Here is a 253-nt window from a genome sequence, read left to right as displayed (position 1 = left end):
CCCTGGTGGTATTGGTGGCGTTCAGTCGTTACGTGGTGCAAGCGAAATAGAATCGACACGCCCAGCAGACGATTTTAAGCGCTTCCCTAAAGATCACCAGTTAGACAGTAACTATGTGAATCAACCACCATTGATTCCACATACGATCCGTAACTACGAAGTCTCTTTAAACGCCAATAAGTGTCTTTCTTGTCATAGTTGGAAAAATGCCAAAGAAATGGGCGCAACAAAGATAAGTGTCACCCACTATGTG

At 44.3% G+C, this 253-nt stretch carries 1 protein-coding gene; it reads left to right on the top strand.

Annotated elements, in window-relative coordinates:
• Positions 1–253: nitrate reductase cytochrome c-type subunit (locus CIK81_RS18915; RefSeq protein WP_199586435.1), on the top strand; the 253-nt coding region annotated here is incomplete at both ends.

The organism is Brachybacterium sp. JB7 (assembly GCF_003335205.1).
GTDB lineage: Bacteria > Actinomycetota > Actinomycetes > Actinomycetales > Dermabacteraceae > Brachybacterium > Brachybacterium alimentarium.
This window is presented reverse-complemented; position numbering and strand designations above follow the sequence as displayed.